Below are 20,688 nucleotides of genomic sequence, written 5' to 3' on the forward strand. Positions count from 1 at the left end.
GGAGACACACCATGGCTAAAGACATCCTCTGTGCATTTGGCGTCGACGTAGACGCAGTCGCCGGCTGGCTCGGTTCCTACGGCGGCGAAGACTCGCCGGACGACATCTCCCGTGGCCTGTTCGCCGGTGAAATCGGCGCGCCGCGCCTGCTCAAATTGTTCGAACGCTACGGCCTGCGCACCACCTGGTTTATCCCTGGCCACTCGATGGAAACCTTCCCGGAGCAGATGAAGGCGGTGGCCGATGCCGGTCACGAAATCGGCGTGCACGGCTACAGCCACGAAAACCCCATCGCGATGACGGCCGAGCAGGAAGAAATCGTCCTGGATAAGTCCATCGAACTGATCACCCAAGTCACCGGCAAACGCCCGACCGGCTACGTCGCGCCCTGGTGGGAATTCAGCAAGGTCACCAACGAGCTGCTGCTGAAAAAAGGCATCAAGTACGACCACAGCCTGATGCACAACGACTTCCACCCCTACTACGTGCGCAAGGGTGACAGCTGGACCAAGATTGACTACAGCCAGCACCCCGACACCTGGATGAAACCCTTGGTGCGCGGCGAAGAAACCGACCTGGTGGAGATCCCGGCCAACTGGTACCTCGACGACCTGCCGCCAATGATGTTCATCAAAAAAGCCCCCAACAGCCACGGCTTCGTCAACCCGCGCCACCTGGAAGAAATGTGGCGCGACCAGTTCGACTGGGTCTACCGCGAGCACGAACACGCGGTGTTCACCATGACCATCCACCCCGACGTGTCCGGCCGCCCGCAAGTGCTGCTGATGCTCGAGCGTTTGATCGAACACATCCAGAGCCATGCCGGCGTGCGCTTCGTCACCTTCGACGAAATCGCCGACGACTTTATCCGTCGCCAACCGCGTTCCTGACCCTTAGCCCACACCCCCGAGGCGCGATCTATGTCCATCTACAACAAGCTTGACCTGACTGGCTGGAAACCCCGGCAACTGACGTCCAAGGAGGTGCGCTTCGCCACCTGGATCGCGTTTTTCGCCTGGGTGTTTGCGGTGTACGACTTCATTCTGTTTGGCACCTTGCTGCCGGAGATCGGCCGGCACTTTGGCTGGGGTGAAGTGGAGCAAGCTGAGATCGCGACCTGGGTGGCGGTGGGCACGGCGGTGGTCGCCTTTGCGATTGGCCCTGTCGTCGATAAGTTGGGGCGGCGCACAGGCATTATTGTCACCGTGGCCGGTTCCGCGCTGTGCTCGGCGCTGACGGCGATTGGCGGGGCGTGGGGCAAGTCGCCGCTGATTCTGATCCGTTCGCTGGGCGGCCTGGGCTATGCCGAGGAAACCGTCAACGCCACGTATTTGAGCGAGCTGTATGGTGCTTCTGAAGACCCGCGCCTGACCAAACGTCGCGGGTTTATCTACAGCCTGGTGCAGGGCGGCTGGCCGGTCGGTGCATTGATCGCCGCCGGTTTGACCGCGCTGCTGCTGCCGATTATCGGTTGGCAGGGTTGCTTCATCTTTGCCGCTATCCCGGCCATCGTGATTGCGATCATGGCGCGCAAGCTCAAGGAAAGCCCGCAGTTCCAGATACACCAGCGCATCAGCGAGCTGCGTAAAAGCGGCGCGGTGAAAGAAGCGCAAAACGTCGCCGTGACCTACGGCGTGGACTATGACGAACACAGCAAGGCCGGCCTCAAAGCCGCCTTCCGTGGCCCGGCTCGCCGCGCCACGCTGGTGATCGGCGCCGCGCTGTTGCTCAACTGGGCGGCGATCCAGGTGTTCAGCGTGCTGGGGACTTCGGTGATCGTCAGCGTGCACCACCTCTCGTTCGAGAACTCGCTGATCATCCTTGTGCTGTCGAACCTGGTGGGTTACTGCGGCTACCTGACCCACGGCTGGATGGGCGACAAGATCGGCCGTCGCAATGTTATCGGCTTGGGCTGGATGCTCGGCGGCCTGGCGTTTGCCGGGATGCTGTTTGGCCCCAGCAATATGCCCATGGTGGTCGGGCTGTACAGCCTGGGCCTGTTCTTCCTGATTGGGCCGTACTCGGCGGCGCTGTTCTTTATCAGCGAGAGTTTCCCTACCAGCATCCGCGCTACCGGCGGCGCGATCATCCATGCCATGGGCCCGATTGGTGCGGTGGTCGCCGGCTTCGGCGCCACCCAAGTGTTGTCCGCCGGCAGTGACTGGCAGACCGCCGCGCTGTGGTTCGGCGCGCTGCCGTGCTTTTTGTCCGGCGCCTTGATGTTTGCCGCCCGCCATGTGCGCCCGGAAACCGTTCAGTAAGGAGTGTTTGATGAGCCGTAAAGTTGCCTTGATTACCGGTGCCGCCAGCGGCATCGGCCAAGCCCTCGCCGTGGCCTATGCGCGCAGCGGCGTGGCGGTGGTGGGCGGGTATTACCCGGCTGACCCGCATGACCCGCACACCACCGTGGCCCAGGTAGAAGAAGCCGGTGGTGAATGCCTGATGTTGCCGCTGGACGTGGGCGATACCGCCTCGGTAGACGCGCTGGCCGCGCAAGCCGTGCAGCATTTTGGCCGCCTCGATTACGCGGTGGCCAATGCCGGTTTATTGCGCCGCGCGCCGTTGTTGGAGATGACCGATGCGTTGTGGAACGAGATGCTCAATGTCGACCTGACGGGGGTGATGCGCACCTTCCGCGCGGCCACCCGGCATATGGGCGAGGGCGGGGCGCTGGTGGCGATTTCGTCGATTGCCGGCGGTGTGTATGGCTGGCAGGAGCACAGCCATTACGCCGCGGCCAAGGCCGGCGTGCCGGGGTTGTGCCGGTCGCTGGCGGTGGAGTTGGCGCCGTTGGGGATCCGTTGTAATGCGGTGATTCCGGGGTTGATCGAGACGCCGCAGTCGTTGGATGCGAAGAACTCGTTGGGGCCTGAGGGGTTGGCGAAGGCGGCGCGGGCGATTCCGTTGGGCCGGGTTGGGCGGGCGGATGAGGTGGCCTCGTTGGTGCAATTCTTGACCAGCGATGCGTCGAGTTATTTGACCGGGCAAAGCATCGTCATCGACGGTGGCTTGACTGTGCGCTGGCCGGACTGACTCCACGCTCTGCAAAAAAGGTGGGAGCTGGCTTGCCTGCGATGGCGGTGGGTCAGTTGAAATATTTGTAGCTGACCCGCCGCTATCGCAGGCAAGCCAGCTCCCACAGTGGACCGTGTTTGCCTTAGGAGATTCTGCATGCATCAACTCACCCACCGCCGCGCCGTCATCACCGGTGCCGGCAGCGGCATCGGCGCTGCTATCGCCCGCGCCTACGCCGCCGAAGGCGCGCGGCTGTTGCTGGCCGACCGCAATGCCGCCAGCCTTGCCGAAACCGCCATTTCCTGCCGCAACCTCGGTGCCGAAGTGTTCGAATGCCTGGCTGACGTCGGCACTGTCGAAGGCGCCCAGGCCAGCGTCGACCGCTGTGTCGAGCACTTCGGCGGCATCGATATTTTGGTCAATAATGCTGGCATGCTTACCCAGGCGCGTTGCGTCGACCTCTCTATCGAGATGTGGAACGACATGCTGCGAGTCGACCTCACCAGTGTGTTCGTGGCCAGCCAGCGCGCCTTGCCGCACATGCTTGCGCAGCGCTGGGGGCGGATCATCAATGTGGCCTCGCAACTGGGCATCAAGGGCGGCGCCGAGCTGACCCACTACGCCGCCGCCAAGGCTGGCGTGATCGGTTTCACCAAATCCCTGGCGCTGGAAGTGGCCAAGGACAACGTGCTGGTCAACGCCATTGCGCCGGGCCCTATCGAAACGCCGCTGGTGGGCGGCATCAGCGCCGACTGGAAGCGCGCCAAGGCCGCCGAGTTGCCCCTGGGCCGTTTCGGCCTGGCTGATGAAGTGGCGCCCACCGCCGTGCTGCTCGCCAGTGAGCCGGGCGGCAACCTGTTCGTCGGCCAGACCCTGGGCCCGAACTCCGGCGATGTCATGCCATGAGCGAGGTGTAGCCATGTGCGGACTCTGCGGCTTGCTCGGTGAAGACCTGCACTGGAGCGACCCCTTAGGTGATGAACTGCCACGGCGCCGCGAACGCTTGCGCCGGATCGCTGCGATCAACCAAGTGCTGGCGGTGTTCCGGCTCAAGGTCGAAGACTTCCAGGGCGCGTCGTACCTGCTGTTGGGCGCCACCGGCAAGCAAGAACTGGCGAGTGGCCTGGATCAACTGTGGCAGGCGGCTGAAAACATGCTCGGGCGCCCGCTGGACCCGCTGGATCCGCGCTTGCTTGATCACTTGGAGTCATCATGAGCATCGCCCTCAATGTCATCACCGGTTTCCTCGGCAGCGGCAAAACCACCTTGCTCAAGCGTCTGCTACAAGGCGAAAGCCTTGGCGACACCGCGTTGCTGATCAACGAATTCGGCGATGTCGGCATCGACCATCTGCTGGTGGAAGAAGTGGCGCCGGACACCGTGCTGCTGCCCAGCGGCTGTGTCTGTTGCTCGATCCGTGGCGAGCTGAAAGACGCGTTGCTCGGCTTGCTACAACGGCGTGAGCGCGGCGAAATCCCAGCGTTCAAGCGGGTGATTCTTGAGACCACCGGCCTGGCTGATCCGGCGCCAATCCTCGCCACGCTGAACAACGACGTGCAGCTGCGTGGGCGTTTCCATATTGGCCTGGTGATTACGTTGGTCGACGCCAGCCACGCTACCCTGCAAGAACGCCTGCACCCGGAATGGCTGGCCCAGGTCGCCGCTGCAGACCGCCTGTTGCTGAGCAAGACCGACCTGGCCGGCGACTGTGACGCACTGCGCGCGCACTTGCAGGCACTCAACGCCGGTACGCCGATCCTCAATACCCATGAGGTTCACAGCGGCGACCAACTGCTGCTCGGCGAAGGGTTGCGCAGCGCCGAACCGGCTGTTGAAGTCAGCCGTTGGCAATTGCACCAAACCACCACCGCCACCCACGGCGCGGCGCAAGTGTGCTGCCTGAGCTTCGACCAGCCGCTGGACTGGGTTGGCTTCGGGGTGTGGTTGTCGATGCTGCTAAGATGCCACGGCGAACGAATCCTTCGCGTCAAAGGACTGCTCAACGTGAACGCAAGCTCGGCCCCTATCGTCATTCATGGCGTGCAGCATTGCCTGCATGCCCCGGTGCACTTGCCCGCGTGGCCGGGCACCGACCGCCAATCGCGGCTGGTGTTTATCCTGCGTGGCCTCGACCCGGCGCTGTTGCGGCGTTCCTTTGAAGTGTTCTCCCGACGGTTTGCCGCATGATCACGTTACGCGTGCTCGGTACCTCCGTAACCTTGCTGGAATGTTTGCGCGTGCGCGCCGAACAGGAATTGGGTATTCGCCTGGTGTACCAGGTACACGACGTTGCGCAGGCCCAGCGCATCGCGGTGATGCAGCCCGACAGCTACGACCTGTACGACCAGTGGTTCCACAACGTCGACTTCGTGTGGCCGGCGCGCGCGATCCAGCCTATCGACACGCGGCGAATCGCGCTGTGGCATGAGATCAACGACCTGCCCAAGCGCGGTCGCTTGTCGGCCAACGATCGCTTGGGCAGCGGCAGCGTGCCCAGTGAGCGCCTGTTCGTGCAGCACGACGGCAGCCTCGGCAGCACCGTGACCGATCGCATCAGCATGCTGCCGCTGACCCACAACGCTGACAGTTTTGCCTACCGCCCCGAACGTTTGCCCGAAGGCTTCAGCCACGGCAATGAAAGCTGGGGCTGGCTGCTTGACCCGGCCTGGCGTGCACGCACCGCGTTGCAAAGTGATGCCGCGATTGGCGCCCTGGACGCCGCGTTGGCAGTGCAAGGCGCGGGGCTGGCGCAGTTCAAGGACATCGGCAATATGAGCATCGAAGAGATCGATGTGCTCGCCGACATCCTGGTGCGCAAGCAGAAGGGAGGGCACTTTGCGGCGTTCTGGTCGGACGATGAAGAGGCGGCGCAGTTGATGCTCAGCCCCAGCATCGATATCCAGAGCCTGTGGTCGCCGACCTTGATGCGTTTGCACCGTGCCGGGGTGAAATACCGGCTGGCGGTGCCCCGCGAAGGCTATCGGGCTTGGTTTGGCGGGTTGTCGTTGTCACGCCATGCCCAGGGCCCGGTGCTGGATGCGGCTTACGCTTATCTGAATTGGTGGTTGTCCGGCTGGCCTGGGGCGGTCATGGCGCGCCAGGGCTATTACATCGGCAACCCGGCGCGTACGCGCGATCATTTGAGCAGTGCCGAGTGGGATTATTGGTATGCTGGCAAGCCTGCCCGGGAGGAGTTGTTGGGCAGTGATGGTTTGCCGTTGATTGATGTCGGCGATGTGCGCGATGGAGGTTCCTATGCGCAACGCATGGGGCACATTGCGGTGTGGAACTCGGTGATGGATGAGCACAATTATCTGGTGCGCCGGTGGGGGGACTTCATGCGGGCGCGCACCGCTTAGATCAATGAGTGCCATGGCGTCAATAGACTGACGATGATGTTCCTGTCTTTGTTGGGTGTACTTATCCCAAGTCCCAGCTAATCTGCTAAAACAAAATATCCAATAAAAATAGATGTTTTTTTGACGCCAGGGCAGCAGTCGCCAGGAACACGTATGACAAAGGGACGGATTGGCAAAGAACGGCGAACGCTGCCGGAGGGCACGGCAATGCAGTGGCGCCACACCTTCCAAACCCGCATAGCCGGGGTGTTGGCGCTATTGCTGCTGGTGGTTATGGCCGCCACCTATTTTGCGGTCAAGGCCGCCACTACTCGCGCGGTAGAAAACCAGGCACAGGTGCAACTCACGACCGGCAGCCAAGTGTTCGAGCGCCTGCTGGACCTGCGCGGGCGGCGCCTGCAATACGGGTTGGACTGGCTGACTGTCGACGGGCCCTTCAAGCAAGCGGTGATCGAGGGCAAGACCGAATCGATTCAGGCGGCGCTGCGTCGCCATGGCACGGGCCTGCACTCCAGTGAGGTATTTGTGTTGAGCCTGGATGGCAAGGTGATCGTCAGCACCTTACCCGTACTGACCTACGGCCAGTCGTTTCCCTATGAGGAGGCTTTGCGCCATGCGCGGCGCAGTGGCCAGCAGATGCTCATCGTCGCCTTGGACGGGCAACCGTATTTGCTGGTGCAGGATGAAGTGCTCGACCCCGAGCCCATCGCTCGCGTGGTCATGGGTTTCCCCATGGGCAAGTTGTTCGCCAATGAGCTGCGCTCCATGAGCAACCTTGAAGTGTCGTTCCTCAGCGTGCAGGACGGCCGCGCGGGCGAGCTGTTCAGTACCCAGCCCGAGGCCTACCAGACCACCGTCATCAGTACGCTGCGCGAAGCACACCTGAACCCTGAAGCCCAGATCTCCGTGTTTTATGGGCAGCGTGTGCTCAGCCAGGTGCTGCCGTTGGCCAACACCGGCGATGGTGATGAGGTGCGCGTGTTGCTGCAAAGCCCGCTCGACCATGCGCTGGAGTCCTTTGCGCCGCTGGACCGGCAGTTCCTCGGGATCGCCCTGGCGGTGCTGTTGGTGTCGCTGGCGGCGGCGTTGCTGCTCGCGCGCCGCGTATCGCGCCCGCTCAACGCCTTGGTCGAGGCCGCCGAACGCATTGGCGCCGGTGACTACCGCACGCCGGTGCGGGTGCGCAGCCACGATGAATTCGGTTTGCTCGCCCGCGCCTTCAATGCCATGCAAAGCGGTATTGCCGTGCGCGAGCGCCAACTGGCGCATAACGCCCTGCATGACCCGCTCACCGGCTTGCCCAATCGCGCCCTGGCCATGGAACGCCTGGGCAGTGCGATCAGTGCGCGGCGGCCCGTGGTGTTGCTGTACCTGGGGATTGAAAACTACCGGGTGATCAACGAAGGCTTCGGCCCCCAGGGTGTAGAGGAAATGCTCCGTGAAGCCAGCCGATGCCTGTCCATGAGCCTGCTGGCCAGCGACACCGCCGCGCGCATTGCCGGCAGTGAGTTTCTGCTGTTGCTGGAAAATACCGAGATCGACCGTGCCGTGGCCCGCGCCGACCGCTTGTACGGGCTGCTCACCGAACCCCAGCGCATCGGCCATGACGAAGTGCGTCATGAAGTCAGCATCGGCATTGCCGCATACCCCACCGACGGCCAGCAGGTGGAAGAGCTGATCAGCCGCGCCGCGATCGCCCGGCATGATGCGGCGAGCCTGCCCGGGCATCTGCAGATCTACCAGCAGGACCGCGACCTGGCGCACCAACGCCAGATCACCTTGATCCGCGATCTGCGCCGCGCCGCCATCGAAGGCGAATTGTTCCTGTGCTACCAGCCCAAACTCGACCTCAACCATGGCCATGTGCACCAGGCCGAAGCCTTGCTGCGTTGGCAGCACCCAACCCTGGGCCAGGTGTCCCCTACCGAATTCATTCCCTTGGCCGAGCGCACCGGCAGCATGGGTGGCTTGACCTTGTGGGTGATCGAGGAGGCGATCCGGCAAATCGCCGATTGGGCACAGCGTGGTTTGCACATGCAGCTCTCGGTGAATATTTCGGTGGACGACCTGGGCGATGATGACCTGGCCATTCGCGTCACCGCGTTGCTGGTGCAATACAACGTATTGGCCGAGCAGTTGATCTTCGAGATCACCGAAAGTGCGATCATGCACAACCCGCAGCAGGCCCTCAGCGTGCTGGAGCAACTGCGCGGCTGTGGCATCAGCCTGTCGGTGGATGACTTCGGTACCGGCTATTCATCCCTGGCGCAATTGCAGCGTTTGCCGGTGCAGGAATTGAAGATCGACCAGTCCTTCATCCGCAACCTCGACAGCGCCAGCGGTGACGGCGTGATCGTGCGTTCGACCATCGAAATGAGCCACAACCTGGGGCTCAAGGTGGTGGCCGAAGGCGTGGAATTTGAGCCCAGCCTGAAGCTGCTCAAACAGTGGAAGTGCGACACGGCCCAGGGTTACCTGATCAGCCGGCCGTTGACTGCCATGGCGTTTGAGATGTGGATGCGGCGTGAGCGCGTACCGACTTAACCGCGGTTTAAACCACCAGGGTTTGCAATAACGCCCATAGCCTTTCGACATGCGCCCGTTCGGTGCCCAGAGCGCCGATGGACACGCGCACCATCCAGCGTTCGTCGAGAATGGCGGGGGTGACGTAGGCGCTGCCTGACTGGTTAAGCCTGTCTGCCCAGGCACGCGTGTGATTATCCAGCGCCTCGCCGTTCAACCCTGGCGGTTCATGGCGAATACACAAGGTTTGCAGGGCGGGCGCGGCCACCAGCTTCCAGTGCTCGCTGCCTTCAATTTGCTCCGCCAGCCAGCGTGCATTGGCAAGGTCTCGCCGTAGCCGTGCTTGCAGGCCGCTGACGCCCTGCTCACGTATCAGGAACCACAGCTTCAGGGCGCGGAAGCGGCTGCCCAGGGAAATCCGCCAGTCGCGGTAGTTTCTGACTTGGCCGTCGGCGTTGGACTGCAGGTAGCTCGGGTTGGTGGTCATGATGCGAATCAAATGCTCGGGGTCGCGAACAAAGTACACCGAGCAATCGAAGGCTGCGCCCAGCCATTTGTGCGGGTTGAGGACCAGGGAATCCGCTTTTTCGATGCCATTCCACAGTGCCCGGCATTCCGGCAGGATCATCGCGGCGCCGGCCATGGCCGAGTCGACATGCAGCCACACGCCATAGCGTTGGGTGAGTTCGCCAATCGCATCCAGAGGGTCGATCGCCATGGCCGCCGTGGTCCCCGTGGTGGCAATCACCACGCAGGGCCGGTTGCCGGCGGCCAGGTCCTGTTCGATCGCTTGCGCCAATGCCTGCGGCGACATAGCGTTGTGTTCGTCGGTGGCTACCGTGCGGATATTGTTCTGGCCGAATCCGGCCAGGATGGCCGCCTTGTTCACCGAACTATGCGCGTGGGCGGAGGTGTAGACGATCAGCGGTGCGCCGCGGGTTTGCAGGCCGTCATGCATCAGTGCGTACTGGGAGCTACGTTCCCTGGCGCTGATGAGTGCCACCAGGGTGGAGGTGGATGCAGAGTCCTGGATCACACCGCTCCATTCACGGCTCAGGCCGATCATGTCGCGCAGCCAATCGGTGGTGACTTCTTCAATTTCGGTGAGCGCCGGGCTTGATTGCCAAGACAACCCCACGACACCCAGGCCGGTGCTCAGGCAATCGCCCAGCACTGAGGACAGCTCCACATTGGACGGGAAGAAACCGAAAAAACTCGGATGCTGCCAATGCAGCAGCCCGGGCATGATCAGTTTTTCCACATCGCCCATGATGTGTTCGAACGGTTCGGAGCTTTCAGGTGGGCTCACCGGCAGGGCGGCTTTGATTTCGCCAGGTACCGTGGTGGGCTGTACGCCGCGCTGCTCTATATTTTGTCGATAGTCTGCGATCAGGTCGATCATGGCGTAGCCATGGCGACGGAATTCCTCGGGTGTCATAAAAAGATGTCCATATGCAAGCGTGTTAAAAGTATTAGCACCAGAAATAAAACGGTTCGCCAGCGTTGTAGCCGATAAACGACTGCATGCTGATGCGTTTTCCCGAATCGAACCCGCAAATGGCGTGGGGGCGGCGGGTATTGATGATCACGAGTTCGTTCTTTCGTGGCTGGATTCGCAGTGGCTTTTGTAAGCGGTGCTCGGGCAGTTGAGCGCCCTCGAAACGCTTCACCTCGTCATAGGCAAAAGCCTCGGTATCCCAGATGACCAACTCTCCCCCCGCAGGCGGCGTTTCAATATAAATATTGGCGCTGAATTGATGTTCCAGTTCAGCAATTGAGAGGGGCAGGCAATCAACATGGGGCACCTTTTCCGAGAGGTGCGCCGTCTCGGGAAACATGGCGCGGATAATCCCGCAAAACATCGGTTGGCCTTGAAACGCAGCGGCTACTGCGCCTTGCGGCCAGATGTCCTGGAGCTGTTCCATCAGCAACTGGATGGGCGGCTTTTCTGGGGCACAGATGCTGTCGATCACGCTGCGCATATGGGCCGCGTCAGCATAATATTTGTGTTGCGCATCACTGCCTGCGGCCTTGCCGTAGGTGGAGTTGAACGGTGTTCCCCAACGATGTACACCATAGAAGTGCTGTACGACGCGGCCATTCTCGTAGGTTTCATGACTGTATTGTTCCAGCGTGGCGGTTTCGTCGAGGGTGTGACTTAACTGTGCGCTGGTTTTCTCGCTCGCAAACTGGGGGACTCGAATAGCGAGTACGGCTCCGCTGATAAGTTTTTCCAAACTTGAAGTGTCGAGATAGTTAAGTTCTATGACTTTTGCTGATTTAGACAGGGTTGGGTTTAGCGCGGTATGGTCCATCATGTAGAGAAGCTCCCTTTAAAATTTATCTGTGCGCACCTGTATTACGCAGGGCGTGCGCATTAAATTAGTTTTAAGGGCACAGAGGGAGGATAGGATTTTTCTTCAACTGCCAGTTTTTGCGGGCCAGTGACCCGCTCGTTAATGTGTTTTTATTTTTTCAGGGCGAAAAAAAGGCGGCTACCCATCAGGTAGCCGCCTTTGTTTTACCGCCGGTTCTACTTAATCCGGCAGTTTGAACGCCATCACATAGTCACCCTGCTTGGTGCCCAGCGAGCCGTGACCGCCGGCCATGACCAGCACGTACTGCTTGCCGTCCTTGCCGGTGTAGGTCATCGGTGTGGTTTGCGCGCCTGCAGGCAGGCGGCCTTCCCACAATTGCTTGCCGTTTTTCACGTCATAGGCACGCAGGTACTGGTCGAGGGTGCCGCTGAGGAAGGCCACGCCACCGGCAGTGGTGAACGTACCGCCCAGGCTAGGCACACCCATGGTCAGCGGGATTGGAACCGGCGAGCTGTCACGCACGGTGCCGTTCTTGTGCATCCAGATGGTTTGGTGGTTGGTCAAATCGACCGCGGCCACATAACCCCACGCCGGTGCCTGGCACGGCAGGCCCAGAGGCGACAGCAGTGCTTCGAGGATCACGCCGTACGGCGCGCCTTTGTTCGGCTGTACGCCTTCGGTTTCGCTGACGCGTGGGCCTTGCTTGGCAATGTCGGCGGCCGGGATCAGTTTCGATTTGAACGCCATGTAGCTCGGGTTCACGAAAGCAATCTGGCGAACCGGGTCGACGGAAATGCCGCCCCAGTCGAACACGCCGAAGTTACCTGGGTAAACGATCGAGCCTTGCAGCGATGGCGGGGTGAACGGACCGTCGTAGCGCATGGATTTGAAATCGATCCGGCACAGCATCTGGTCGAACGGGGTTACGCCCCACATGTCGCGTTCTTTCAACGGCGGCGGCATGAAGTTCAGGTCGGACTTCGGTTGAGTCGGCGAGGTGTGATCACCGGCCACTGCGCCTTGCGGTACAGGGATTTCGTTGATCGGCACCACCGGCTTGCCGTTGCTGCGATCCAGCACGTAGATGCTGCCTTGCTTGGTCGACGCCATGACGGCTGGCTTGACGCCGTCAGCGGTCTTGATGTCGATCAGCGAAGGCTGGCCGCCCACGTCCATGTCCCACAGGTCGTGATGGGTGAACTGGAAGGTCCACTTCACGTGGCCGCTGTCGATGTCCAGGGCGGTCAGGCCGGCGCTGTATTTTTCCGAATCTTCGGTACGGTCGCCGCCGTATTGGTCGGGCATTTGGTTGCCCATCGGCAGGTAGAGCATGCCGAGTTTTTCATCAACGCTGAACATGGACCACATGTTCGGCGAGTTGCGGGTGTAGGTTTTGCCTTCGGCCAACGGGGTGGTGTCGTCCGGGTTGCCGCTGTCCCAGTTCCACACCAGCTTGCCGGTGTGCACGTCGAACGCACGGATCACGCCGCTCGGCTCGTCGGTGGAGACGTTGTCGGTCACGTGACCGCCGATCACGACCAGGTTCTTGGTCACGGCCGGTGGCGAGGTGGAGTAGTAACCGCCGGGTGCGAAGCTGCCGATGTTAGCACGCAGGTCGACCTGGCCTTTGTCACCGAAGTCTTCGCACATTTTGCCGGTGTCGGCGTCCAGGGCGATCAGACGGGTGTCGGCAGTCGGTACGAAAATGCGTTTTGGGCATACAGCGCTAACCGGAGCAGCGCTGGCGCTGCCGGTAGGGCTTTGCTCGGAAGCGTACACAGCGTCATCGTGATACGACACGCCACGGCAGGTCATGTGTGCCCAACCCTTGAAGTTCGCGGCGCCTTCGCTGCTGATCTTCGGGTCGAAACGCCAGATTTCTTTACCAGTGTCCGGGTCCAGGGCAATCACCTGGCTGTGCGGGGTGCACACGTAGAGCATGCCGTTGACTTTCAGCGGGGTGTTTTCCGCGGTGGTTTCACCGGGGTCGCCTGGGCCAGGAATGTCGCCGGTGCGATAGGTCCACGCTGGTACCAGCGTGTGGGCGTTTTGCGGAGTGATCTGCGCCAATGGTGAGTAGCGATCACCAAAGGCCGAGCGGCCATAGGAGTTCCAGTCGCCATCGGCCTGGGTCGGCGCAGCGCTGGCCATGCCAGGCACGGCGTCGCGGTCCAGTTGGCCGGTCTTGACCATTTCACCCGGGTTGGTGAATTGGCTGGCCAGGGCGGCAGCACCGGCGAGCACCACGGCGACGCTCAGGGCGCCAGTGCCCAGCGGCGCGGGTTGGCCACGCAGCAACGGACGGCGAAACCACGGCAGCAGCAGGACGATGCCCAAGGCAAACAGCAGCGCCAGGCGCGGCACCAACTGCCACCAATCCAGGCCGACTTCCCACAGTGCCCACACGGTACTGGCGAACAACACCAATGCGTACAAGCCCAGCGCAGCGCGGCGGGTAGCCAGCAGCAGGACGCCGGTGAGGGCGATACCGATACCGGCCAGCAGGTAGTACAGCGAACCGCCAAGCATGCTCAGCTTAACGCCGCCGGCCAGCAAGGCCAGCCCCATGATCAGCAGCAAGACGCCTAGCAGCCTGGGCAGCAGGCGGCTTGGACTTGAAGCACCATCAGTGCTCATAGTGTGTTTCTCCGTGACGTTGGAATTATGTAACCCCGTGCTTCACTGTAGATGACGATTCAGCGCGGGCTTGGTTCAGCGTTAATTCGGTTTTTCTGGGGATAAGAGGGTTATCCACAGGCGGGCGATTTATCCCCGGGTGCAGGCTGGTAAGAGACAGCGCTGTCTTCGAAGAGAGAGAATTTCAGCAAGATGGGGTCGACCGCGGAAGTGAAACGTTTCAGTTTGTTGCCGCAAGGATAAAGGGCTGGTGCACCAAGAGAAAGCACAAATCGCAAGATGCATCATTTCAGATTTGGTAACAGTGACAGAACGTCGCGCGACAGATCTTTCCTGCGCTCTGCGTGGGAATGCCGCTTGTGACGCTCTGCGTCACGGTTTACAGGGCGGACGCGGAGCGCCCAAGGCGGCATTCCCACGCGGAGCGTGGGAACGATCATTGGAGGCTGTTGTGGCGAGCGGGCTTGCCACAGTAAGCCCGCTCGTTACGACAGCCCCGCTGGCCACGACAAACTGCACTTGCCAGCGGAAGCCGCTTTCACAGGGGCTTAGAAGGTGGTGCGCAGACCCACTTGCACGCTTCTGCCCGGTGCCGGGGCGATGTCGCGCAGGATCGAGCTGGCATAGCGCACGGTCTGGTTGGTCAGGTTTTCGCCGTTGACGAATGCCAGCCACTGGCTGCCGCCGACATTGAAGCGATAACCCGCGCTCGCGCCCAAGGTGGTGTAGCCATCGGTGCCGCTTTCGTTAGCCGGCGCACGCCCTTGGCCCGCCGCGTGTTCCACGTCGATCCGCGCCTGCCAGCGGTCCAGTTCCCACAGCAAGCCGCTGTTAAAGCGCAGCGGTGCAATGCGTGGCAAGGCTTCGCCGGTATCGAGGTTGGTGGCACGGGTGTAATCGCCCGACAGCTCAAGGGCGAACTTGCCGTAGGCACCTTCGCCGAGTTTCCAGTGATCTTGGGCTTCGAAGCCTGCGAAACGTGCACGCACGCCGGAGTATGTGTACTCAGGGATGCCGCCTGCGTCTTGCTCACCTTCGTCGTTCAGCGTACGACCGGTGCCCAACAGACCGATGTAATTGGAGAAGCGGCTGTAGAACACGCCGAAGCTGCCCTTGTGGGTGCCATTGTCAAAGCGCAGCGCCAGGTCGCTGGACACGGCTTTTTCTTTCTTCAGGTTGGCGTCGCCCAGCTCGTAGGTGCCGGTGGCAACGTGGGCACCGTTGGCATACAGCTCGTAGAAGGTCGGTGCGCGCTCGGTGTAGCCCAGGGTCGCGGCCAGGGACCAGATCGGCGTGAGGGTGTAGACCGCGCCCGATGACAGGCTGCCGGCCGTGAAGTCTTTGGACTTGTCGGCACCGGCGAAACGCGCGTTGCCCTTGGCGTTCGGGTCGACGTTGGTGTGTTCCAGGCGCCCACCGAGGCTGAGTTTCAGGCGTTCGGTGGCTTGCATTTCTTCGAGGATAAACAGCGCACCGGCGTTGGTGTCGGTCTGCGGTACGAAGGCTTCTTCGCCCAGGGCCGAGAACTCGTTACGGGTTACCTGTGCGCCGACCACGCCGTCAAACGGGCCGATCGGCTGGTGGCGCGCTTCAACGCGGGCCTCATAACCTTTGTTCTTGAAGACGGTGCCGGTTTCGCCGCCTTCGATTTCGCGGTGTTCGTAGTCGGTGTAGCCCGCGTCGAGTTTCACCGAGGTAAACGGGCCTTGCAGGTTGCGGATCTCGGACGCAAAGGCGTAGTGATCCTGCTTCATGCGGATGCGCACATCCTGCTCGGCGGGTGAGCCGTAGTTGGCGTCGTAGTTGCTGTAGGACAGCCCGGCGTAACCGTCGTCCCAGGTGTAGGAACCGCCGACTGCGCCGCCGTCCTGACGGCCGTCGCTGTTGCCCAGACGGCCGTTCTTGCCGGGGCCGTCGTCGGTTGGCGGGGCGTGGCGGCTACGCGCCTGGCCAGGGATTTTCAGGTCGTTGAATTCCCGCGCATTCGCGTCCAGGTGCAGGGCGAAGGTGCCGTTGCCGGCCTCCAGTTTGCCCGCGCTGCTGCGGGTGGTGTCGGCGCCGCCGTAGCGCAATTCACCGGCACCGTGGATGCCTTCGATGGCTTCGGTGGGGATGCGGTTATCGAAGGTGTTGACCACGCCGCCGATGGCGCTGCCGCCGTACAGCAGGGCGGCCGGGCCGCGCACGATCTCAATGCGCTCGACGTTGACCGGGTCCAACGGCACCGCGTGGTCGTAGGACAGCGACGACGCATCCAACGCGCCCACGCCGTTGCGCAGGATGCGAATGCGGTCGCCGTCCTGGCCACGAATGATCGGCCGGCTGGCGCCTGGGCCAAAGTACGAAGACGACACACCCGGCTGCTTGTTCAAGGTTTCGCCGAGGCTGCCTTTTTGTTGCAGGGTCAGGTCATCGCCTTCCAGCACCGTGGTGGGCGAGGCGAGTTGTTCGCTGCCCAGCGGGTTGCCGGTGATGACTTGGGGTTGCAGCTCAAGGGCGTGGGCTTCAGAGCAGATCAGCAGAGCGGCAGCGAGCGGGGTCAAGCGCCACAGGGAAGAGAGGGACATCGGTACATTCCTTGGCAAAACGGCAGAAAAGAGAAGGCTTAAAACGGTATCGGGCACGTTACTTTTGATAGGTATGGTTACAATATAACATCTCTTTTTGGCCGTGAAGCGGAACTTTCTGCTGATGATCATTCCCACGCTCCGCGTTACCCGTACGCCTGCCTTGATCCTTGCGCGAATGGCGGGACACAGAGCGTCCCAGGCGGCATTCCCACCCAGAGCGTGGGAATGATCATGCGACTACAGTTAATGCAGTGCTTCCACCGGTACGCCCCGTCGGCTAAGGTGCGCGGCTGTGTTTCCTCTTTTTGCAAAAGGCCCGGCATGACCGCGACAAGCAACGACCCGCTCCACGGTGTGACCCTGCAGCACGTCCTCACCACCCTGGTGGAACATTACGAATGGGCAGGCCTGGCCGAGCGCATTGATGTGCGCTGTTTCAAGAGCGACCCGAGCATCAAGTCGAGCCTCACATTTCTGCGCAAAACCCCGTGGGCGCGGGAGAAAGTCGAAGGGCTGTACGTCAAGCTGATGCGCACCAAACGCCCGTTGGACTGAGCCAATGAAGCGCTTTATCGCGGCGTCGGCGCTGGCCGGTTGGGTGGGGTTGGCGATCCAGCAATACCTGATTCTGTATTCGCGCTGGGACGCAGGCGCCAGCCTGCTGGGCGGGCTGATCAGCTTCTTCAGTTTCTTCACTGTGCTGACCAACACCTTGGTGGTGGTGGTGTTGAGCTATGCGCTGGTCAGTCGGGATTCAGCGGCAAAACGATTTTTCCTGGCGCCCCCGGTCAGCAGCGCAATCGCCGCAAGCATCATCGTGGTGAGCCTGGCCTACAACCTGCTGCTGCGGCATTTGTGGAGCCCCCAAGGCTTTCAATTTATTGCCGACGAATTGCTCCATGACGTGATGCCGGTGCTGTTTGTCGTGTACTGGTGGCGGTGCGTGCCCAAGGGGTTTTTGCGCCTCAAGCACATCGGCGCCTGGGTGATTTACCCCGTGGTGTATTTCGCCTATGTGCTACTGCGTGGGCATTTGCTTGGGCAGTATCAGTACCCGTTCATTGACGTGGACACGCTCGGTTATCCACAAGTGTTTGTGAATGCCGGGGGGATTCTGGCGGGGTTTATCGTGATCGCATTGGCAGTGGTGGGGCTGGATAAAATCTTGAAGCCAACCCGACATTAAATGTGGGAGCAAGCTTGTGTGGGAGCGGGCATGCCTGCGATAGCATCAACTCGGTGTAACAGATAAACCGAGTTGTCGGCATCGCGGGCAAGCCCGGCTCCCACAGTTGATTTGAGTCCGGCTTTACTCTTCTTCGCTACCTTCCGCACGCCAGTAACCCACGGCCTTGAGGAACGCTTCATTGACCTGATGCGTGTCCAGCAGCACACGCCGCACTTGGCGCGACAGCTTGGTTTCCGTCGCCACGAAGCTGTACAGCGAACCGCTCGGCAGTGTCAGTGTGCGAACGGTCTCGAGCAGGTCGCCCTGGCCGCGTATCACCCAGATCACCTCCACATCCGCAGCACTTTTCAGCGATTGCTGTTCCGCCGCATTGGCGATTTCAATCACTGCCAGCACCTTACGGCCCGCCGGTAATTCTTCCAGGCGCCGCGCAATGGCGGGCAGGGCGGTTTCGTCGCCGATCAGCAGGTAGCTGTCAAAAATATCCGGCACGATCATCGAGCCGCGTGGCCCGCCGATGTACAGGTGCTGGCCGACCTGCACCTGCTCGGCCCAGGTTGAGGCAGGGCCATCGCCGTGCAGCACGAAGTCGATGTCCAACTCGCCAAGGCTCAGGTCGAAGCGCCGTGGCGTGTAGTCGCGCATGGCCGGTTGCGGGCCCTCGCCCTTAATGTTGAAGGTCGGGCTTTGCAGTGCGGCCTGTTCGGCGGCGTTCTGCGGGAACAGCAGCTTGATGTGGTCGTCGCTGCCCAGGCTGATAAACCCTGCCAGTTCCGGCCCGCCCAAGGTGATGCGGCGCATGCGCGGGGTGATGTCGACCACCCGCAGCACGTGCAGGCGACGCCGTTTGATTTCGTGGGTAACGCGGTGGATAGCTTGCGTATTCATTGGTTTTTCCCGTCGGCAATAGCTTGAGCGGTGCCGTTGAGCAGCGCCGCGACACGAACGATTTCTTCCGGGCTCCATTGCCCGTGGTGCGAATGCAAGGCGTGGCGCAGGTTGTGCACCGCTTCGTGGATCTCGGGTGGGCGGTCCTGGCCCCGCAGCGCGCGCTTGCTCACGTCGATGCGCATGCGCACACCGTCCAGCGCAACGGCTTGCTCGCTTAAGAAGAGACGACCGGCGTCGGTGATTGTGTAACGTTTTTTTCCACCATCGGCGTCGCCCTGGATCAAATCGCTCTCTTCCAGAAAGGTCAGGGTCGGGTAGATCACGCCGGGGCTTGGGGTGTAGGCGCCGTCGAACAAGCTTTCGATCTGGCGGATCAAGTCATAGCCATGGCACGGCTGTTCGGCGATGAGGGCTGGCAGCAGCAGTTTCAAATCACCGGGTGCAAACACCCGGGGGCCGCGACCGCGGCCGGCGCGGGGGTCAAAACCGTCGCGCTGGTGAGGATGGTCTCGCATGGTAGGCGCCTCTATGTGTGTCTAGATATAACGTAAGATATATCTTACGAGCTACGCAAGGGCTCCTGACAGACGGTCTGCTGCTGCTCATGCATGCTCGTGCTTCGTTAGTTGCTTTGCCCAAGTAAATGTTATTGTTTTTTAGTCTATGTAATCCTGTTCTTACATACGGGTCTTACGCTAAAAAATTCTCATTAATCCTCATGTAGTTCAATTCTTACAGCCGGTTTTAAAGTTTTGGCACATTGCCATAATTTTCCTATGTGTCTTGATGTAACCCGGCTACGCCATTCAGCGAATTACCCGGCTTACATCCGCTGGTTTGAAATAGAAACTTGCCTCGCCTCGAACGGGTCCTGATTAGCAATACAAATAGTTGGAGAAACGCTTCACGCACCACAGCGTGATCCAAACGTTTGCTGAGTTGATATCAGGCACTACCACCGCTCGGCGCTTGCTGAATAAGTCCTACGCACCATTGCGGCAGGGTTTTTTATGACATTTATCAATGTGTGAGTACTTGCTAATGAAAACCAAAATGAAAACTGCGCTGTTGTCTATCGGGCTGCTGATGGGTTCGACTTCCGTTGCTCTTGCGGCCGATGGAACGGTTACGTTTTTGGGTTCGGTCCACTCCGGTGCTTGCTCTATCAAGCCTGACTCTGTTGACCAGACAGTTAACTTGGGTGCGATCGCCAAGCATCAGCTGGAATCGGGCGGCAAGTCTGAAGCCCGGCGCGTGCTGATCGAACTTGAAGGCTGCGACCTGACTGGCCTCACCGATAACACGGTGACGACCACCTTCACCGCTGCACCTTCCAGCGCTGTTCCGGGTGCGATTGGCACCGTGGGTGGCGCGGGCGGCGTGGGCATCATGATGAGCCATGGCGGTAAAGCCATTGAACTGGGCGTACCGACCACCCCGCAGGCCATTTCCACCGGTAATAACACGTTGGAATTCGGTGCCTATGTACAAGGCGCGGCAACCGGCGCAATCGTCCCAGGTGGTTTCAGCGCAGTCACCAACTTCACCTTGGCTTATCAGTAAGTTTTGCCCCCGCCACTTCGGTGGTGGGGGGCAACTTGGCGGGAGATAAAGGTGAACACATTCATAAGTCTCGCTATTGCCTCTTCCTTGATGTTGCTCCTCAGCCCTTGCGCTTTCGCCCAGGCGCCTGCGCAAGGCGAGGGTGTGGTCACGCTCGGAGGCGAGGTCGTTGACTCAGCCTGCGGGCTGGAATTGGCCAGTGTCGATCAAGCCATCGATATGACCCCTGAACCGATCGGCCGGCTGTTGCGCAACGCGAGGGGCGAGGTACATCCCTTCGAGCTGCGTTTGGTCAATTGCTCACTGAGTCGTCCCGACCCGTCGCGCCCCGGTGCAAGCCTGCCGGATTGGCAGCATATGCGCGTGACGTTTGACGCACCGACGGACCGAGCCGGGCAATCCTTTGCGCTGTTTGGCAACTCAGAGGGGGTGGCGCTGCATATTGCCGACGCTTTGGGCCAGGAGAGTGTGCCGGGCGTGCCAATGGCGTTGGTTCCATTGGTGGATGGCGACATGACGCTTAGCTACACGATGTGGTTGGTCGGCAACGGATCACCACTGACGGCCGGGCCTCACAGCGCCGCAGTGCGGTTCAAGTTGGAATACTTTTGAACATTGATGGA

At 61.0% G+C, this 20,688-nt stretch carries 18 protein-coding genes; 12 read left to right on the top strand and 6 right to left on the bottom strand.

What is annotated here, in order from left to right:
• Positions 1–11: 11 nt before the first annotated feature.
• The 8 genes from K0P33_RS07020 (at position 12) to K0P33_RS07055 (ending at position 8,918) form a co-directional block, all read left to right on the top strand.
• Positions 12–890 (top strand): polysaccharide deacetylase, encoded by an 879-nt coding sequence (locus tag K0P33_RS07020; RefSeq protein ID WP_053254585.1) that lies wholly within the window; start codon positions 12–14, stop codon positions 888–890.
• A 30-nt stretch (positions 891–920) separates the two neighbouring features.
• Positions 921–2,261: an MFS transporter gene (locus K0P33_RS07025; RefSeq protein WP_242154601.1), complete on the top strand. Its 1,341-nt coding sequence runs from the start codon at positions 921–923 to the stop codon at positions 2,259–2,261.
• Between the two features lie 10 nt (positions 2,262–2,271).
• Positions 2,272–3,033 carry an SDR family NAD(P)-dependent oxidoreductase gene (locus tag K0P33_RS07030; protein WP_094952995.1) on the top strand — a complete coding sequence of 254 codons (762 nt, stop codon included), beginning with the start codon at positions 2,272–2,274 and terminating at the stop codon, positions 3,031–3,033.
• 138 nt (positions 3,034–3,171) lie between these two features.
• Complete coding sequence (locus K0P33_RS07035; protein WP_094952994.1) at positions 3,172–3,921, top strand: SDR family NAD(P)-dependent oxidoreductase; 750 nt, start codon at positions 3,172–3,174, stop codon at positions 3,919–3,921.
• A gap of 13 nt (positions 3,922–3,934) precedes the next feature.
• A complete protein-coding gene (locus tag K0P33_RS07040; RefSeq protein WP_094952993.1) occupies positions 3,935–4,231 on the top strand; it encodes a hypothetical protein in 297 nt (98 codons plus the stop codon).
• Entirely contained in the window at positions 4,228–5,202 is a 975-nt protein-coding gene (locus K0P33_RS07045; RefSeq protein WP_094952992.1) for a GTP-binding protein, read from the top strand. Before K0P33_RS07040 ends, K0P33_RS07045 begins: the two co-directional genes overlap by 4 nt.
• Positions 5,199–6,374: an extracellular solute-binding protein gene (locus K0P33_RS07050; RefSeq protein ID WP_242154603.1), complete on the top strand. Its 1,176-nt coding sequence runs from the start codon at positions 5,199–5,201 to the stop codon at positions 6,372–6,374. Before K0P33_RS07045 ends, K0P33_RS07050 begins: the two co-directional genes overlap by 4 nt.
• 207 nt (positions 6,375–6,581) lie before the next feature.
• Positions 6,582–8,918, top strand: a complete 2,337-nt coding sequence (locus K0P33_RS07055; protein WP_094952990.1) for a GGDEF domain-containing protein — start codon at positions 6,582–6,584, stop codon at positions 8,916–8,918.
• Positions 8,919–8,925: 7 nt separating this feature from the next.
• On the opposite strand, the gene K0P33_RS07060 is transcribed toward K0P33_RS07055, so the two are convergent.
• The 4 genes from K0P33_RS07060 to K0P33_RS07075 all read right to left on the bottom strand — a co-directional run bounded on the left by K0P33_RS07060 (position 8,926) and on the right by K0P33_RS07075 (position 16,419).
• Positions 8,926–10,335 carry a pyridoxal-dependent decarboxylase gene (locus K0P33_RS07060; RefSeq protein ID WP_242154604.1) on the bottom strand — a complete coding sequence of 470 codons (1,410 nt, stop codon included), beginning with the start codon at positions 10,333–10,335 and terminating at the stop codon, positions 8,926–8,928.
• Between the two features lie 34 nt (positions 10,336–10,369).
• Complete coding sequence (locus tag K0P33_RS07065; RefSeq protein ID WP_094952988.1) at positions 10,370–11,215, bottom strand: 2OG-Fe(II) oxygenase; 846 nt, start codon at positions 11,213–11,215, stop codon at positions 10,370–10,372.
• 219 nt (positions 11,216–11,434) lie between these two features.
• On the bottom strand, positions 11,435–13,852 hold the full coding sequence (locus K0P33_RS07070; RefSeq protein ID WP_242154606.1) for a glucose/quinate/shikimate family membrane-bound PQQ-dependent dehydrogenase: 2,418 nt from the start codon (positions 13,850–13,852) through the stop codon (positions 11,435–11,437).
• Between the two features lie 548 nt (positions 13,853–14,400).
• Positions 14,401–16,419 (bottom strand): TonB-dependent receptor, encoded by a 2,019-nt coding sequence (locus K0P33_RS07075; protein ID WP_242154608.1) that lies wholly within the window; start codon positions 16,417–16,419, stop codon positions 14,401–14,403.
• 324 nt (positions 16,420–16,743) lie between these two features.
• Here K0P33_RS07075 and K0P33_RS07080 point away from each other — a divergent pair, with 324 nt between their 5' ends.
• The gene (locus tag K0P33_RS07080; RefSeq protein WP_048720273.1) at positions 16,744–16,977 is read left to right on the top strand and encodes a VF530 family protein; all 234 of its coding nucleotides are present in this window, start codon (positions 16,744–16,746) and stop codon (positions 16,975–16,977) included.
• 4 nt (positions 16,978–16,981) lie between these two features.
• Positions 16,982–17,608, top strand: a complete 627-nt coding sequence (locus K0P33_RS07085) for a Pr6Pr family membrane protein (RefSeq protein ID WP_242154610.1) — start codon at positions 16,982–16,984, stop codon at positions 17,606–17,608.
• 123 nt (positions 17,609–17,731) lie between these two features.
• On the opposite strand, the gene K0P33_RS07090 is transcribed toward K0P33_RS07085, so the two are convergent.
• Both K0P33_RS07090 and K0P33_RS07095 read right to left on the bottom strand, forming a co-directional pair.
• The gene (locus tag K0P33_RS07090; protein WP_094950945.1) at positions 17,732–18,499 is read right to left on the bottom strand and encodes a siderophore-interacting protein; all 768 of its coding nucleotides are present in this window, start codon (positions 18,497–18,499) and stop codon (positions 17,732–17,734) included.
• The gene (locus K0P33_RS07095; protein WP_094950944.1) at positions 18,496–19,017 is read right to left on the bottom strand and encodes a PadR family transcriptional regulator; all 522 of its coding nucleotides are present in this window, start codon (positions 19,015–19,017) and stop codon (positions 18,496–18,498) included. Before K0P33_RS07095 ends, K0P33_RS07090 begins: the two co-directional genes overlap by 4 nt.
• A gap of 526 nt (positions 19,018–19,543) precedes the next feature.
• Here K0P33_RS07095 and K0P33_RS07100 point away from each other — a divergent pair.
• Entirely contained in the window at positions 19,544–20,065 is a 522-nt protein-coding gene (locus K0P33_RS07100; protein ID WP_094950943.1) for a fimbrial protein, read from the top strand.
• Positions 20,066–20,116: 51 nt separating this feature from the next.
• Positions 20,117–20,677, top strand: a complete 561-nt coding sequence (locus tag K0P33_RS07105) for a fimbrial protein (protein WP_094950942.1) — start codon at positions 20,117–20,119, stop codon at positions 20,675–20,677.
• The last annotated feature ends 11 nt before the right edge of the window (positions 20,678–20,688 follow it).

The organism is Pseudomonas sp. ArH3a, assembly GCF_022648765.1.
Lineage (GTDB): Bacteria > Pseudomonadota > Gammaproteobacteria > Pseudomonadales > Pseudomonadaceae > Aquipseudomonas.

Coding starts and splice junctions, on each gene's coding strand:
- K0P33_RS07060 (WP_242154604.1), bottom strand. CDS start 10,335: ATGACACCCGAGGAATTCCGTCGCCATGGCTACGCCATGATCGACCTG.
- K0P33_RS07100 (WP_094950943.1), top strand. CDS start 19,544: ATGAAAACCAAAATGAAAACTGCGCTGTTGTCTATCGGGCTGCTGATG.
- K0P33_RS07085 (WP_242154610.1), top strand. CDS start 16,982: ATGAAGCGCTTTATCGCGGCGTCGGCGCTGGCCGGTTGGGTGGGGTTG.
- K0P33_RS07070 (WP_242154606.1), bottom strand. CDS start 13,852: ATGAGCACTGATGGTGCTTCAAGTCCAAGCCGCCTGCTGCCCAGGCTG.
- K0P33_RS07055 (WP_094952990.1), top strand. CDS start 6,582: ATGCAGTGGCGCCACACCTTCCAAACCCGCATAGCCGGGGTGTTGGCG.
- K0P33_RS07090 (WP_094950945.1), bottom strand. CDS start 18,499: ATGAATACGCAAGCTATCCACCGCGTTACCCACGAAATCAAACGGCGT.
- K0P33_RS07035 (WP_094952994.1), top strand. CDS start 3,172: ATGCATCAACTCACCCACCGCCGCGCCGTCATCACCGGTGCCGGCAGC.
- K0P33_RS07025 (WP_242154601.1), top strand. CDS start 921: ATGTCCATCTACAACAAGCTTGACCTGACTGGCTGGAAACCCCGGCAA.
- K0P33_RS07020 (WP_053254585.1), top strand. CDS start 12: ATGGCTAAAGACATCCTCTGTGCATTTGGCGTCGACGTAGACGCAGTC.
- K0P33_RS07040 (WP_094952993.1), top strand. CDS start 3,935: ATGTGCGGACTCTGCGGCTTGCTCGGTGAAGACCTGCACTGGAGCGAC.
- K0P33_RS07075 (WP_242154608.1), bottom strand. CDS start 16,419: ATGTCCCTCTCTTCCCTGTGGCGCTTGACCCCGCTCGCTGCCGCTCTG.
- K0P33_RS07095 (WP_094950944.1), bottom strand. CDS start 19,017: ATGCGAGACCATCCTCACCAGCGCGACGGTTTTGACCCCCGCGCCGGC.
- K0P33_RS07050 (WP_242154603.1), top strand. CDS start 5,199: ATGATCACGTTACGCGTGCTCGGTACCTCCGTAACCTTGCTGGAATGT.
- K0P33_RS07045 (WP_094952992.1), top strand. CDS start 4,228: ATGAGCATCGCCCTCAATGTCATCACCGGTTTCCTCGGCAGCGGCAAA.
- K0P33_RS07030 (WP_094952995.1), top strand. CDS start 2,272: ATGAGCCGTAAAGTTGCCTTGATTACCGGTGCCGCCAGCGGCATCGGC.
- K0P33_RS07065 (WP_094952988.1), bottom strand. CDS start 11,215: ATGATGGACCATACCGCGCTAAACCCAACCCTGTCTAAATCAGCAAAA.
- K0P33_RS07080 (WP_048720273.1), top strand. CDS start 16,744: ATGACCGCGACAAGCAACGACCCGCTCCACGGTGTGACCCTGCAGCAC.